The sequence below is a fragment of the Marinimicrobium locisalis genome, from assembly GCF_039822625.1.
Taxonomy (GTDB): Bacteria; Pseudomonadota; Gammaproteobacteria; order Pseudomonadales; family Cellvibrionaceae; genus Marinimicrobium; species Marinimicrobium locisalis.
In genome coordinates this window covers 109,018-123,791 of sequence record NZ_JBDLLG010000004.1, presented here as the reverse complement: position 1 = coordinate 123,791, position 14,774 = coordinate 109,018, and the positions used below count along the sequence as shown (strand labels likewise).

12 protein-coding genes are annotated in these 14,774 nt (G+C 57.4%); all 12 read left to right on the top strand.

Features of this window, described 5'->3' with window-relative positions; all coding sequences use genetic code 11:
• Positions 1–618: 618 nt before the first annotated feature.
• The 12 genes from AAE514_RS04355 to flgK all read left to right on the top strand — a co-directional run bounded on the left by AAE514_RS04355 (position 619) and on the right by flgK (position 14,771).
• Positions 619–1,731, top strand: a complete 1,113-nt coding sequence (locus AAE514_RS04355) for a phosphoserine transaminase (RefSeq protein ID WP_347330287.1) — start codon at positions 619–621, stop codon at positions 1,729–1,731.
• 41 nt (positions 1,732–1,772) lie between these two features.
• On the top strand, positions 1,773–2,948 hold the full coding sequence (locus AAE514_RS04350; RefSeq protein ID WP_347330286.1) for a 3-phosphoglycerate dehydrogenase family protein: 1,176 nt from the start codon (positions 1,773–1,775) through the stop codon (positions 2,946–2,948).
• A gap of 286 nt (positions 2,949–3,234) precedes the next feature.
• On the top strand, positions 3,235–3,639 hold the full coding sequence (gene flgB / locus AAE514_RS04345; RefSeq protein ID WP_347330285.1) for a flagellar basal body rod protein FlgB: 405 nt from the start codon (positions 3,235–3,237) through the stop codon (positions 3,637–3,639).
• A 54-nt stretch (positions 3,640–3,693) separates the two neighbouring features.
• The gene (gene flgC, locus AAE514_RS04340) at positions 3,694–4,146 is read left to right on the top strand and encodes a flagellar basal body rod protein FlgC (protein WP_347330284.1); all 453 of its coding nucleotides are present in this window, start codon (positions 3,694–3,696) and stop codon (positions 4,144–4,146) included.
• A gap of 26 nt (positions 4,147–4,172) precedes the next feature.
• Complete coding sequence (locus tag AAE514_RS04335; RefSeq protein ID WP_347330283.1) at positions 4,173–4,892, top strand: flagellar hook assembly protein FlgD; 720 nt, start codon at positions 4,173–4,175, stop codon at positions 4,890–4,892.
• A gap of 32 nt (positions 4,893–4,924) precedes the next feature.
• Positions 4,925–7,273 (top strand): flagellar hook-basal body complex protein, encoded by a 2,349-nt coding sequence (locus AAE514_RS04330; RefSeq protein ID WP_347330282.1) that lies wholly within the window; start codon positions 4,925–4,927, stop codon positions 7,271–7,273.
• Positions 7,274–7,574: 301 nt separating this feature from the next.
• Positions 7,575–8,318 (top strand): flagellar basal-body rod protein FlgF, encoded by a 744-nt coding sequence (gene flgF, locus AAE514_RS04325; RefSeq protein WP_347330281.1) that lies wholly within the window; start codon positions 7,575–7,577, stop codon positions 8,316–8,318.
• Between the two features lie 108 nt (positions 8,319–8,426).
• Positions 8,427–9,212, top strand: coding sequence for a flagellar basal-body rod protein FlgG (gene flgG / locus AAE514_RS04320; RefSeq protein WP_347330280.1), 786 nt, complete (start codon positions 8,427–8,429; stop codon positions 9,210–9,212).
• A gap of 22 nt (positions 9,213–9,234) precedes the next feature.
• Positions 9,235–9,939 carry a flagellar basal body L-ring protein FlgH gene (gene flgH / locus AAE514_RS04315; protein WP_430623878.1) on the top strand — a complete coding sequence of 235 codons (705 nt, stop codon included), beginning with the start codon at positions 9,235–9,237 and terminating at the stop codon, positions 9,937–9,939.
• A gap of 23 nt (positions 9,940–9,962) precedes the next feature.
• Entirely contained in the window at positions 9,963–11,063 is a 1,101-nt protein-coding gene (locus AAE514_RS04310; RefSeq protein WP_347330279.1) for a flagellar basal body P-ring protein FlgI, read from the top strand.
• On the top strand, positions 11,063–12,010 hold the full coding sequence (gene flgJ / locus AAE514_RS04305; RefSeq protein WP_347330278.1) for a flagellar assembly peptidoglycan hydrolase FlgJ: 948 nt from the start codon (positions 11,063–11,065) through the stop codon (positions 12,008–12,010). The genes AAE514_RS04310 and flgJ overlap by 1 nt, the downstream gene beginning before the upstream one ends.
• 13 nt (positions 12,011–12,023) lie before the next feature.
• Entirely contained in the window at positions 12,024–14,771 is a 2,748-nt protein-coding gene (gene flgK, locus AAE514_RS04300; protein ID WP_347330277.1) for a flagellar hook-associated protein FlgK, read from the top strand.
• Positions 14,772–14,774: the final 3 nt, after the last annotated feature.

Here is a 14,774-nt window from a genome sequence, read left to right as displayed (position 1 = left end):
AGTAGCGCCGGCTTTCAGAAAAGTTCGGAAAGATGAAATACGCCGTAAACGGTTACATCGGTGTTCGGCAAAACGAAAAGTTTGGTCCTGAGGGCCCGTTGGGTAAGGGAGTGTTGACAGCGCTGTCACCACTGAGTAAAGTTTATTCCACTTAGTCGTAGCGGGCAGGGTGGTCCGCTCAGGTACAAGCCCGGCAGTACATGCCCGGTAGGATGTCCGGTAGTAGATAGGACAGGCCCTTTTCACTGCGGCCGCCGTACCACGATCTCTCACCCTCGATGTCTGGTTGATGCATCGAGGTCTCCCTCTTGCCCTTTACGTCTGTAAAGGGCTTTTTTTTATCTGTCATTCCTTCGCGTTGCATGGGGTTCTCCCAGCCTGTTCTAGTAATTTTCTAACATCCCCCAGTCATGCTGACGAACCACTGCGCGGGAAAAGAGCGTTTTTGGGCGGCCTGCTAGTGCCTTGCCGAATTAACTGGCATAATCGGCGGCTTTCTGAATAGGCAGTGCCGTCGAGCGGCCCCGTTAACTCGGCTGAATCGGCACATTCGTTGAACCGTCGCCCGTTTTCTCATGGCGTCGTGCTCTGTTTACCGTCAACCGTTTGAGGAATCTCATGCAACCACAGGTTAAGCCCCGCAACCCCAACTTTTCTTCAGGCCCCTGCAGCAAGCGTCCGGGTTACGACGTGGGTCAGTTGGACTTGTCCACCCTGGGCCGCTCCCACCGCTCTGGCCTGGGCAAGGCGGCGCTCAAGCGCGCTTGCGAGGAAACCGCTCGCCTGCTGGGGCTTCCCGAAGGTTACCGGGTTGGGGTAGTGCCGGCATCGGACACCGGGGCGATGGAAATGGCAATGTGGTCCCTGTTGGGGCAGCGCCCGGTGGATGTGATGCAGTGGGAGTCATTCGGTAAAGGCTGGCTAACGGACGTAAAAAAGCAGTTGAAGCTCAAAGAGGTTACCCCTCTTGAGGCGGACTACGGCTTCCTGCCGGACCTGAACAAGGTGAATTTTGACCACGATGTGATTTTCACCTGGAACGGCACCACCTCAGGCGTCAAGGTGCCAAATGGTGACTGGATAGCCGACGATCGCGCCGGCCTGACCATCTGCGATGCCACCTCTGCGGTTTTCGCCATGGAGTTGCCTTGGGAAAAGCTGGACGTGGTGACCTTTAGTTGGCAAAAAGTGCTGGGGGGCGAGGGGGCCCACGGCATGTTGATTTTGGGGCCGCGGGCCGTGGAGCGCCTGGAGACCTACACGCCCGAGTGGCCCTTGCCTAAGATCTTCCGCATGACCAAGGACGGCAAGTTGATTGAAGGCATCTTCCGCGGTGAGACCATTAATACGCCCTCCATGCTATGCGTGGCGGACTACCTGGACGCCTTGGACTGGATTGATCGCATTGGGGGCCTGCCGGAAGCCATTCGCCGCTCCCAGGCCAACCTCTCGGTGCTCAGCCAGTTTGTCAAAGACAATGACTGGATCGAGTTTCTGGCGAAGGAGCCAGAGACCATTTCCAGCACCAGTGTATGCTTTACCCTGGATGCGGAGCCGGACCGGGTCAAGGCTATGGTGAAACTGCTGGAGCAAGAGGGCGTGGCCTACGACATCGGCGCCTATCGCGACGCCCCTCCCGGGTTGCGCATTTGGTGTGGTGCAACGGTAGAGACGGCGGACATTGAGGCCCTGTTGCCCTGGCTGAGCTGGGCGTTCCAGAAAACGGCGTGAAGTTCGGCGCCAGCGACACATTGACCGAGATAGGAAGGATTATGTTCAAGATCAAAACGTACAATAAGATTTCCGTGAAAGGGTTGGACCGCTTCGGACGGGACCAGTATGAAGTGGCCAGCGATATCAACGAGCCCGATGCCTTTATCCTGCGCAGCCACAAGCTCCACGGCGAAACCCTGCCGGAAAGCGTGAAGGCGGTAGCCCGTGCCGGCGCCGGCGTCAATAACGTGCCTGTGGACGAGTACACCAAGCAGGGTGTGGTGGTATTCAATACCCCCGGCGCCAACGCCAACGCGGTTAAGGAGCTGGTGCTCGCCGGTATGTTGCTGGCCTCCCGCGGCATTCTCTCCGGCATGGAATATGTCCAGACGCTGACAGACATGACCGACGCGGATGAAATGAGCAAGCTGCTGGAGAAGCAGAAGTCCAATTTCGCCGGCTCGGAGCTCAAGGGCAAAACCCTGGGCGTTGTAGGCCTGGGCGCCATCGGCTCAATGGTGGCGGAAACCGCCCTGGCGCTCGGCATGGACGTGGTGGGCTATGACCCGGCGTTGTCGGTGGAGGCAGCCTGGCGCCTGCCCAGTCAGGTGGGGCGCATGGGCAACCTACAATCGCTGCTGAGCCGGGCCGACTACATCAGCCTGCACGTGCCGGCCATCGACGCGACCAAACACCTGATCAACGATGAGTCGCTCAAGTCGGTGAAAAAAGGCGCGGTGTTGCTGAACTTTGCGCGCGACGCGATTGTGGACCCCGAAGCCATTGTGCGCAGCCTGGACGAGGAGCAGCTCGGGCGCTATGTCTGCGACTTCCCCGAACCCTGCCTGCTGTCTCGATCGGACGTATACGCTATGCCGCACATTGGCGCCAGTACCCTGGAAGCAGAGGAAAACTGCGCGGTTATGGCGGCTGATCAGCTCAAGGCCTACCTGGAGCACGGCAATATTCGCAACTCCGTCAACTTCCCCGCCGTGGGCATGGACCGCAATGGGGATCTGGGCGCCCGTATCACCTTTTGTAATGACAATGTCTCCGGCGTTTTGGGGCATGTGCTGTCGGTCCTGGCCGAGCACGACATCAATGTGATCGACATGGTCAACAAGAGCCGAGGCGATATTGCCTACAACATTATTGACCTGGAGCAGCCGCCCACTGAAGCGGTAGTGGCAGCGGTGGCCCACGTGGACCACGTCATTTCCATCCGGGTCGTCTAATCCCCTTCGTTCTACTGTGCCCCGTGGCTTGCGCCGCGGGGTGACCGGCAGAAGCGGTAAACCCTTGCCGCTTTTGTCCGGCCTCCCTTGCCCTTTCCCCTTCCGACCTTTGCCGCTGTCGCCTGTGGTGGTGTCCCGGTTTGCTCCTGTTCCATAAAAAAGTCTTTAAAAATCATTTGGTTACGCTATTTTTTGGCGATTGGCACAGCGATTGCTAAATAACTATTGAGATCACTTTTTGAGATCGTACTTTAAGACTGTGTATTACCGCTTTGGAGTTTCACCGATGGCCATTTCATTTGAATCCGCTCTGGGAGTCCATGAGTCTGCGTTTAAGCTGCGCGCCCAGCGTGCCGAGCTGCTGGCGGACAACATGGCGAATGTGGATACGCCCGGGTATAAGGCCAAAGATCTGGACTTCCGGCAGGCCCTGGCCCGCCAGTCCGGCGACACCCCAGGGGTAGGCCTGGCGCAAACCAATGCCCGACACATGCAGGGCGGTAACAGCAGCGAACTGGGTGGGCCGGATGTTTTGTACCGTGTGCCGCAACAGCCCTCCATTGATGGCAACACCGTGGAAGAACATATCGAGCACGCTGAATACATGAAAAACGCTCTGGACTTTCAGGCAACTTTCCAATTCCTGAACGGCAAGTTCAAAGGCCTCACCAGCGCTTTGCGCGGTGATTAAGTCGGGTTTCTGTCACATAGATTAATGTAAACGCTACGGCGCGGGAGTAAGAGAATGTCACTGGTCAATGTTTTCGATGTCGCCGGCTCTGGGATGAACGCCCAGACCGTTCGCCTGAACACCACGGCGAGTAACCTGGCGAACGCCCAGACCGCCAGCTCAAGTGCGGATCAAGTTTACCGCAACCGCCAACCGGTGTTTGCCGAAATGCAGCGCGATGCCATGCTCAGAATGCAGGGCAGTGAAGGCATGGGCTTTGAGGGCGAGGGGCCGGCGGGCCGGGGCGTTCAGGTCATGGGTATTGTGGAAAGCGACGCCCCGCTGCAGCGTCGTTTCGAACCGAACCATCCGGAAGCGGACGAAGAGGGTTACGTGTTTTACCCCAACGTTAACCCCGTGGAGGAAATGACGAATATGATTTCCGCTTCCCGCGCCTTTCAAATGAACGTGGAAGTGATGAATTCGGCTAAACAAATGGTCCAGCGCGCGCTGACCCTCGGTCAGTAAGCCCGAGCCGTAAAGGAGATTGAGCCATGACTCAGGTTAACAACGACGCGGCCAACAGTATTCTGAGTAATCTGAATATTGCCAACAAAAACAAGGATAAGGACGAAGAGAAAAGCAATGAGCTGGGGCAGTCGGCCTTTCTGGAATTGATGATTACTCAGATGAACAACCAGGACCCCCTAAAGCCCCAGGATAACACCGAGTTTATTGCGCAGTTGGCTCAGTTCAGTTCCGTCGAAGGGCTCGAGCGTCTGAACAGTAACTTCGAAGATTTCAGTGGCTCGTTCATGTCCAACCAGGCTCTGCAGGCGTCCTCTTTAGTGGGGCGTTCAGTGACGGTTCCGTCGGAAACCAGCCAACTGTATGAGAACGGCATTATCAACGGCACCGTTGACCTTGAGCAGTCGGCTTCGGATATGAAGCTCAATGTCTACAATCAGGCCGGGGAGCTGGTTTCGAACATCCCCATGGGGTCTCGGCCGGCCGGTCAGCTCGCCTTCCGCTGGGATGGCCAGAGCATGGAGGTTAACGGTGAGTTAATGGACTGGCAGGGTGGGGAAGCACCTTTGCCGGCCGGTGAGTACCGCTTTGAGGTGCTCTCCAAACAAAATGGTGAAAGCGTTCAGCTCGACACCGCGCTCAGTGCCAACGTAAACAGCGTCACGCTGGGGGACGACGGGCAGTTGACCCTGAATCTGGCGGGCATGGGTGCCGTGAACATCGGCGACGTCAAACAGTTTAATTAATCGCTCCACTGCGTTGAATCGAGGAGAATCACATGCCTTTTAATACTGCTCTTAGCGGCATTCGCGCCGCCAGCGCTGACCTGGACGTTACCGGTAATAACATTGCCAACGCCAGCACCACTGGTTTCAAATCGTCCCGGGTGGAGTTCGGTGATATATACGCCGGCAGCATTCTGGGTACTACCGCCAACACTCCGGGTAGCGGTGTGAGCCTACAGAACATTCGCCAACAGTTCAGTCAGGGTAACCGAAACTTTACCGATAACTCCCTGGATCTGGCGATCAATGGTGCCGGCTTTTTTGTGACCAGCAATGGCGGTGACCGTCAGTACACTCGAGCCGGGGCGTTTGGCCTGAGTGACGAAGGTTTTATCGTCGGCAATACCGGCGCCCGTTTGCAGGGCTTTGCGGCCGATGAGAACGGCAACATCAACGGCAGCCTGGGAGATTTGCAGGTGGACGTCAGCGTGCAGCCGCCCCGGCAGACTACCTTGGTGGAAGGGCGCTTCAACCTGGACTCCAACCAGCCGGTTCTTGAAACCGTGGGTACCGAGTTTGAGACCGACGGTGCTGCCGTGGGTGTTGCCCAGCAGGGGTTGAAGGACGCAACTTCCACTACGATGGATCTGGGTGCCATCGCCACGCCCATCAACTTTGCGGCTAACCCCACCACCTTTGATATTCAACTGACCGGCTCAAATCCGGCTTCGGGCAACGGGACGGTTTCGGTCACTCTGGATGGTTCTACGGCAAACTCTGTGCAGGATATTGCCAACCTGATCAATAGTGAAATTTTTGGCGCGCCGTCTCCCATTAACGTGCAGGCGGTCGCCAGCGGTGGTCAGTTGCGTTTTCAGGATCTGACCGAAGGGGTCAGCTCCACCATTACCTTGGGTGCCGTTACCGGGGCTAATGACTTGTCCACGGCATTGAACGGAGCGCCCGCTTCCGTTGCGGGTATTCCCGCCGTCGATAATGGTTACGTGGCTCAGAACCTGGAGTTTCAGGGGCCGGATGGCGACGTGTTTAACTTCACCAGCGAGAGCGGTGCCTCAGCGGCAAAAACTGCATCCGAGCTCAATGCTCTGGCGGGAGTGACGGCCTCGGCAACCACAAACGCTCGTATTCTTGCCGGCAGTTTTGACAATAGTAACAACAACATGACGTTGAACGGCGTCCAACTCAATGCGACGACTCTGGATGGCCTGGAGGATGAGATCAACAGTCTCAGCTCCTCTCAGTTGGCGGGTATTCGTGCCGAGATCAACAGCACCGGCGACTTGGAAATTACCTCCGCCGTGGGCGCAGACCTTCGCTTCGGTTTTGCCGGTGGACAACCGCCGGGTACTTTTGACATGACCGGCCGCACGGGCACGGGTGTGCAAACCGTGAACACCAACACCGAGGACACCGTTGTCGGGGGCGGATTAACGATCTTGATGGAAGAGGGGTATAGCCTGGAAACAGCCACCCCGAGCGTCGGCAACCTGCTGTCTCCGTTGACGGAGGATAGCTTCGACGAAGTCTCCATCAATGCCTTTGACCCGGATGACCAGGGCACCTTCAACCATTCCACAACCTCTGTGGTGTATGACAGCTTGGGTAACTCCCATACACTGGAGCAGTACTTTGTGCGTCAGCCCTATGACCCGAACGATCCCTCAACGTCTCCCAACCACTGGATGATGTATGTCCAGGTGGATGGTCAGAATGTGGGGGATCCGGATCCGACCTTGCCGCCGCCCCAGAATACTGAGCCGAACGTGGCCTCGTTCAACGTGCACTTCAATAGCGACGGCTCGCTGAATGAAGAGTTGACTGAGGAAATGTTGGTTTCCAACTGGACGCCTCGTAACGATGATGGTTCGGCTGCCGGTGCCTTGCCACCCCTGAACGTCCTGCAGGGCGGACAGCTGCCGGTGACGGATCCACCCACCAGCTCGAACTTTGAAATTGAGCTGGATGGCACGACTCAATTTGGCGCGAACTTCGGGGTGGAAAGTCAGGACCAGAACGGCTTCACGACCGGTCGGCTCTCGGGCGTCGACATTGGTGATGACGGGACCATTTTCGCCCGTTTTACCAACGGCGAGGCCCAGGTGTTGGGGCAGGTCGCGATGGCCGATTTCAACAACGTTGAGGGGTTGAAGCCGGTGGGTGATACCAGTTGGGTGCAGTCGTCGGATTCTGGTGAGCCGGTAATCGGCGCGCCGGGTTCGGCGTCTCTCGGGGTGATTAATGCCGGGGCGCTGGAGGAGTCGAATGTGGATCTGTCCACGCAGTTGGTGAATTTGATTATTGCCCAGCGCAATTTCCAGGCAAGCTCGAAAACCATTGAGACCGCCAATCAGATTACCCAGACCATCATCAACCTCCGCTAAATGAGGAGCGTGGTTCGAGCAAACGTGATGAATTAGCGTTACGCTCGGGCCGGAGCGGGGTAACCCCTTGCAAGACCGTGGAGCGGGGGACCCGCGATTCGAGCCCCCAGGGGCCGCTCCATGGCATCCATGCCATCGCGGCATTAGTGAATCCTTTCACGTCATGGGGTGACGGCGTGTCTTGCAAGGGTTACCCCGCTGCGGACCCCTGCTGGTAACTCACCCTCCTTTAATCCCACCTTGGCACCACTCTTGCAGTACCTCCCCAAAGCGACATTTTTCCGTTCTTTCGGGAGGCCCCATGGACAAAGCGCTCTACATTGCCATGACCGGCGCCAAGCACAATATGCTGGCGCAGACCAATCACTCCAACAACATGGCCAACCTCAACACCACGGGGTTTCGGGCGGACTTCGCCCAGGCGCGCAGCATGCCGGTGTACTACGGCGATGGCCATCCCACCCGAGCCTATGCCCTGACCGAGCAGCCGGCCACCAATTTCGAGCCCGGCCCATTGGATGAGACCGGCCGAGATCTCGATATCGCTATTGAAGGCGACGGTTTTATCGCGGTTCAGGCGCCGGACGGCACCGAGGCCTATACCCGGGCCGGTGGTTTGCACATTGACCCCTTGGGCATCTTGCGCAATGGCAGTGGCTTGCCGGTTATCGGCAATGAGGGCCCCATCGCCTTGCCGCCGCTGGATAAGCTGGAAATTGGCGCCGACGGCACTCTTTCCGTGGTGGCTCAGGGCCTAGGTCCGGAAGCGATGGTGGAGATTGACCGAATCAAGCTGGTGAATCCCGACCTGCAGCAAGTGAATAAAGGGGAGGACGGGCTGTTTCGCCAGGAGGGCGGTGTGCCCGCCGACGCTGATGCCAATGTATCGGTGGTTACCGGCTTTCTGGAAGGGAGCAACGTGAATGCCGTCAACGAGTTCACCCAGATACTGAGCCTCTCTCGTCAGTACGAGATGCAGCTCAAGCTAATGCAAACCGCCAAGCAAAATTCCGAAACCTCGGCACGGCTATTGCAAAACTCATAATAGCGAGCGACTCCCGCTCAAGGTAGCGGGGTAAGCGGTAAAAGCTTGCCGCAAAGCGGCAAGCACCGACACCGACGATTCAGTATTGATTATTAAGAGAGAACGACCATGCACGCAGCACTCTATGTCAGTAAGACCGGTCTGGGCGCTCAGGACAAGCAGCTGACCACCATCGCCAACAACCTGTCCAACGTCGGCACCGTGGGCTTTAAGCGCGACCGTGCGGTGTTTGAGGATTTGCTGTATCAAACCCAGCGCCAACCCGGTGGTTTGGCCAATCAGAACAACGAGCTGCCCTCCGGTTTGCAGATCGGGACCGGCGTGCGGGTGGTCGCGACCCAGAAAGAGTTCACCACCGGTAGCTTGGAGGTGACGGATCAGGCGTTGGATGTGGCCATCGACGGGCGTGGTTTTCTTCAGGTGCTTCAGCCCGACGGTAACTTGGCCTATACCCGCAATGGCCAGCTTCAGGTCAACGGGGAAGGGGAGCTGGTGACCAATGACGGCCTGTTGATTGAGCCCGGCATTGTCATTCCCGAGAACACCAATCAAATCAACATTAGTGAAGATGGCATTATCAGTGCCCACTTTGACGGTGACCCTCAGCCTCAGGAAATCGGTCAGATTCAGTTGGCGGATTTTATTAATCCATCCGGCCTTCAGTCGGTCGGTGGCAACTTGTATGTGGAAACCGTTGCGAGCGGTAATCCCGTAGTGGGCGCGCCTTCTCAGCAGGGCATGGGGAGCCTGGAGCAGGGCATGTTGGAAAGCTCCAACGTCGACATCGTTCAGGAAATGGTGGATATGATATCCACCCAGCGGGCCTACGAGCTGAACTCCAAAGTGGTATCCAGTGCCGACCAGATGCTGCAGTACATTAACCAAACCTTGTAAGCCAATGAGTGAGGCCGTGGCCATGATAAGTCAAATGGGAAAGTTGTTGCGCGGGGCGTCGAGGTGGCTGCCAGTGGTGAGTGCCATGGCGCTGTCCGCCTGCGTGACCTATGAACGCCCAGTGCCCGGCGATCCCTACTACGCGCCCACGGTCTCTCCGGCCGCCAGTCAACCGACACGTACGGAAGGCTCTCTGTACCAGGGCAACTACGGCATGGCGTTGTATACTGACCGCAAGGCGTTGAACGTGGGTGACATTATTACGGTTACGCTCGCGGAACGAACGGTCTCAAGCAAAAGCTCAGGCGTGTCCGTGGAAAAAGAAAGTGAAATGGACTTTAACGCCGGCCCGCTACTGGGTAACGTTCCCAGCTTTCGTGGCAATACGCTCGAAACCAACCTGGAGCAAAACCGTGGGTTTAACGGCGACGCCGGGGCCGATCAGAGTAACAGCCTGGAAGGCAACATTACGGTAACCGTTGCGGACGTGTTGCCCAACGGGGCGCTGGTGGTTCGCGGTGAAAAATGGATCACCATCAACCGGGGTGACGAATTTATTCGTATCAGTGGCATCGTTCGCCCCGATGATGTGTCTCCGAACAACACGGTACCGTCAACCCGGCTGGCCAATGCCCAGATCTCCTACAGTGGCACCGGCACTCTGGCCGACTCTCAGACTATGGGCTGGCTGTCTCGCTTCTTTAACAGTGGTTATTGGCCGCTTTAATGCGGCGCATTGAGGTACACCCGATGAGCTTTCGACTTTTTCTGGCATTGACCCTGTTGTTAAGCAGCACATTCGCCGCGGCGGAGCGGATCAAGGATATCGCCTCGGTGGGCGGTGTCCGCTCCAACAAACTGGTGGGTTATGGCCTGGTGGTGGGCCTGGACGGCACCGGCGACCAGACCAACCAGTCCCCGTTTACCGTCCAGTCGTTCAACAATATGTTGCAGCAGTTTGGCATTACCGTACCGCCGGGCACCCGCGTTCAGACAAAAAACGTGGCGGCGGTCATGGTTCAGGCGGAACTTCCCGCCTTTGCCAAGCCGGGCCAGACGCTGGATGTCACCGTCTCCTCCGTGAGTAACGCCACCAGCCTGCGCGGGGGCAGCCTGCTGATGACTCAATTGAAGGGGCCCGATGGCCAGGTATACGCTCTGGCGCAGGGCAACCTGGTGGTCGGCGGCTTCGGCGCCGAGGGGCGCGACGGTTCCAGTATTACCGTCAATGTCCCGAGCGTCGGGCGCATTCCCGACGGTGGAAGTGTCGAGCGCGAAGTCAAAACCAATTTTGCCTCGGGTCAGCCCATTATGCTCAACTTAAACCGGGCGGACTTCACCACCGCCAACCGTGTGGCTGAAAGTATCAACGAAATGCTCGGCCCTCAGGTCGCGCAGGCCCAGGACGCGGTCACGGTGGCCGTCAGCGCCCCGCAGGATCCGTCTCAGCGGGTGGATTTTATTTCTTTGCTGGAAAACATTGAAGTTGAACCCGGTGAGGCGGCCGCGAAAGTGGTAATCAATTCCCGCACCGGCACCATCGTGGTGGGGCAGCACGTCCGGGTCTCTCCGGTGGCGGTTACCCACGGCAACCTGACGGTGTCGATTTCCGAGGACTATACCGCCGTACAGCCGAACCCCTTGGGTGAGGGAGAAACCGTTGTGGTGCCAGGCAGTGATGTGGAAATTACCGAAGAAACCAACCCGATGTTCAAGTTTGCCCCGGGCAACACCCTTGAGGACATTGTTCGCTCGGTGAATAACGTGGGGGCCTCTCCCGGTGACCTGATGGCCATTCTGGAAGCGCTGAAGCAATCCGGCGCTCTCAACGCACAAATTATGGTGATCTGATGATTCCTGTCGATACGTCAATGGCGCGCCAACAGGTTCAGGACAGCCACCTGAACGGGGACGGTTTGCAAAAGCTGCGCGAGCAGGGGCGCAACGGCGACCCGCAAGCGTTGCGGGAAGTGGCCCGTCAGTTTGAGTCGATGTTCGTGCATCAAATGCTCAAACAAATGCGCTCTACCAATGATGTGTTTGGTAAGGACAACCTTTTCAGCAGTGAAGAGACCAAGTTTCATCAGGAAATGCTGGACCAGCAAATGTCTCTTGAGCTGACCCAAGGTCGAGGTTTGGGACTGGCGGAAATGATGTATCAGCAAATGCAGAAGGCTTACGGGGACCACTTGAGACCTGAAGCTGGGCAGAATCTAGATCAGGGAAGTATTGAGGGTGCCCCTGATGTCTCGAGCGCCGAGCCTGTGCAAACACTGGGTGGCAAGGCCGCCATGACAATGGACCCGGCCGCTTTTGTTGAGCAGGTCCGTCCGCAGGCCCAGAAGGCGGCTCAGGCACTGGGCGTTTCTCCTCAGGCCTTGGTGGCTCAAGCCGCGTTGGAAACGGGGTGGGGGCGGCACGTCATCCACACCCGCGAGGGTGAAAACAGTCACAACCTCTTTAATATCAAAGCGGATTCCCGTTGGGAGGGGGCGCGGATCAATGTCTCCACCATTGAATACCGTGACGGCATGCCCGGGGTGGAACATGCGAACTTCCGTCAGTACGGCAGCTATGAGGAGAGCTTTTCGGATTATGTGAAGTTCCTTCAGGAGAACCCGCGCTACCATGACGCGCTCATGTCTGGAACCGATGCCAAGCAGTATGTGGAGGAACTTCAGGCGGCCGGTTATGCCACCGATCCGGCTTACGCCGATAAGCTGAAAGCCCTGATGCGCTCTGAGCCCTTGGCTTCGCTCGGCGGTGCCACTAACTCCACGCTCCCTAACGATGCCTGATAGGTAAATACCCATGTCCGGATTACTGTCAAATGCCATCTCGGGTTTGCGCGTCAGCCAAAATGCGATGCGCGTTACCGGGCACAATATCAGCAATGCCAACACTGAGGGCTACAGCCGCCAGCGTACGGACAATATTACCCGGCCGGAGCAGAAACTCGGCAGTGCGGGTTACGTGGGCAGCGGTGCCCAAACCGAGTCTATTACTCGCATTGTGGATCAGTTCGTCGTCGGCCAGCTTCGAACTGACACCACCAACTTTCACGCGTTGGAGAAGTATAAATCCAACTTGGAGAAAATTGACAAGCTGTTTGCTGATGAATCGACTGGCCTGAGTGGGGGGCTTAAGCAATTTTTTGCAGCGGTACAGAACGGGGCGGACAACCCCTCCTCCTCTCCGGCTCGGCAACTGATCGTGACCGAGGCCGAGAGCCTGAGCAACCGCATGAATACCCTATACGACCGACTGGTGTCGATTGAGGACAATAATCGCCAGGAAATGAACTCGATTGCCGAACAGGCGAATGGTCTGGCTCGCAACATTGCCGAGCTGAATAAGGCTATTGTCGATAAAACGGTTCCGGGCACGGGCAACCAGCCCAATGACCTCTTGGACCGGCGGGATCAGAAGCTCAAGGAGCTCTCCGAACTGGTGGGCATCAGTGTGGTGAACCAAGGCAATGGCAGTGTCAATGTCTTTATGGGTCAGGGTCAGGCGATTGTGGTAGGCACCGACTCCAATCGCTTTAATATTACCAACCGGGGCGAGGTTATTATTGGGCAGGACACTCGTTCCTACAATGTGACTGAGCAGTTGAATGGAGGGCAGTTGGGCGCCCTGGTGGATTTCAATAGCGGTATTCTGAAAACGGCCAAGAACGAGCTGGGCCGGATATCATTGGCGCTGGCGAGCACGTTCAATGACCAGCAGCTGCGTGGGTTGGACCTTGATGGTGACTATGGCCAACGCCTGTTTAATGATATTAATTCCGAAGAGCTGATTGCCCAGCGGGTGGTCTCCGGGGCAAATGCCGCCCCGGATGATCGGCAACTTTCCCTGCGGATTGATGACGTAAATCAACTAACCACCAGCGACTACCGGTTTCAGATTCTCGATAACTCCAACAACTACGTGATCACCCGCCAGAGCGATAACGAAGTGGTCCAACAGGGGCTGATTACGGGGGGATACCCCCAGACTCTTGAATTTGATGGTTTGTCTCTGACCTTGGAAGGCGGTTCGTTTCAGGGAGGGGATTCTTTTACCCTGAAGCCGACCACGGACGCGGCCCGCTATATAGAAACCACATTGAGCCGACCCGAAGACCTGGCATTCGCCTTTCCGATTCGTACTGGAAGCGACAGTGGCAATGAAGGGGGAGGTCTCATCAGCCAGGGAGAGGTCTTGAGCAAAGTGGACGCCAACGGCGAGGTGCTTCCCGCTTTCTCGCAAGAAGGTCAACTCTCGCCACCGCTTATTGTTCGTTTTACCTCGGAGACGACCTACGAAATTCTGGATAACTCCAATCCGGCGGATCCCCAACCGCTGGAGCCGCCCATCCGTGAGCAGATTTTTATTCCGGGCCAGGAAAACGCGCTGTTCCCTACCGACCCGGGGGAAACCCGCATCACCGGGGAGGGGGCCCGTCTCGGCCTGCCGGAGGGGCGCAACCCGCAGGTTATAGCGGCGGGCGGCCCGGCGCAGGCCAATGGTTATCCCGTCGAGCAGATGCGCTTTCAAAGCGTTGACCCCGAGACCGGCGCGACAAGCACCCAGACGGTGGTCAGCCGGCCAAACGGCTCCGCCGCCGCGCTTGCCGACCAGCTCAGCCGCGTGCCGGGGGTCTCGGCCAACGCCTTTACCAGCGCTACCATCACCGATATGAGTTTTGAAGACTTCAGCTCCCCGGTGCAGATTACCGTTAACGGCGAGGCGCTGGTGGAGTACCAGAGCGGTGCCATCGCGCCCAACGTGCCCGATGCTCAAGCCGAGCCCGTGGCCTTCCAGGAATATCTGGCCGAGCGAATCAACAGCAATGAAAATTTACAAACGCTCGGATTCCGAGCCCAGAGTGGGGCTAACCCGATCACCGGAGAGCTGGAATTGAACATGGTAGCCTCTTCCGGCGCTGACATGGATATCCGGCTCCAAGCCGATAACGCCACTCAAAACGAGTTCAGCGTTAACGACAGCACCGATAACCCCTATGTGCGCTTGACCGGCCAGGGCGCCGGCAACGAGTCAACCGTCACCGTGGGTGGTCGGGTTGACCTGACGCTCGCCGACGGTGTGACTATGGATACGGCGCCTTCGAACAGCCAGCTTTTTGGCGATAGTGACGCCTCCGACTTTGCTCAGTCATCCTACCTTGGATATCAGGCGACTATTAAAGGTCAGCCCAAAGCGGGCGATAACTTCACTATAGACTTCAATTCGGACGCCACCAATGATAACCGCAACGCCTTGGCGATGGCGGCGCTGGAGACCGCCAACATTATGGGTGAGGGCCAGTTGGGCTTGAGCGATGCCTATGGGCAGCTTGTGGAACAAGTGGGCACTGAAAGTGCCTCCGCGCGTACCAATACCGAAGCCGCGCGGAGCTTGGTGGAGCAGACCCAGGCCACCCGGGACAGCATTAGTGGCGTAAACCTGGATGAAGAGGCCGCCAACCTGATTAAATTCGAGCAGGCCTACAATGCCAATTCGAGGGTCATATCGGTGGCCCGAGATATGTTCGACACCTTGTTGAACTCGATTTAACCG